We start from the raw sequence: 582 nt of genomic DNA on the forward strand, positions 1-582 counted from the left end.
ATCTATGGTTTTGTGCGCAGCCCTTAATGAAGGCAGGAAGTATGTGGTTACATCAAAACAATTCCCATACATTAGTGAGTTGATTGAGCTTGGTGTGTTGAACAAAACTTTTTCCCGATGGAATGGAAAGCATATATTATTCCCTATTGAGGATATTTACTGGACTGAATTAGTTGCCAGCTATGATCCATATAATATTGAGATAAAGCCAAGGCCAATATCTAAGTAACTAGATAAGAGGAATCGATTTTCCCTTAATTTTCTGGCGTCCACTGCATGTTATGCCGCGTTCGCCAGGCTTGCTGTACCATGTGCGCTGATTCTTGCGCTCAATACGTTGCAGGTTGCTTTCAATCTGTTTGTGGTATTCAGCCAGCACTGTAAGGTCTATCGGATTTAGTGCGCTTTCTACTCGTGATTTCGGTTTGCGATTCAGCGAGAGAATAGGGCGGTTAACTGGTTTTGCGCTTACCCCAACCAACAGGGGATTTGCTGCTTTCCATTGAGCCTGTTTCTCTGCGCGACGTTCGCGGCGGCGTGTTTGTGCATCCATCTGGATTCTCCTGTCAGTTAGCTTTGGTG

General features: G+C 44.5%; 2 protein-coding genes. One reads left to right on the top strand and one right to left on the bottom strand.

The features are described 5' to 3' along the window. Positions 1-229, top strand: a 229-nt coding sequence (locus tag CSC70_RS14200; RefSeq protein WP_211369514.1) for a super-infection exclusion protein B, incomplete at its 5' end; no start/stop codon positions are given. On the opposite strand, the gene CSC70_RS14205 is transcribed toward CSC70_RS14200, so the two are convergent. After that, a partial coding sequence (locus CSC70_RS14205; protein WP_246189442.1) for an antitermination protein N occupies positions 230-582 on the bottom strand: 353 nt, incomplete at its 5' end.

Origin of the sequence: Pseudoxanthomonas kalamensis DSM 18571 (genome assembly GCF_010211745.1) — a bacterium.
Lineage (GTDB): Bacteria > Pseudomonadota > Gammaproteobacteria > Xanthomonadales > Xanthomonadaceae > Pseudoxanthomonas_A > Pseudoxanthomonas_A kalamensis.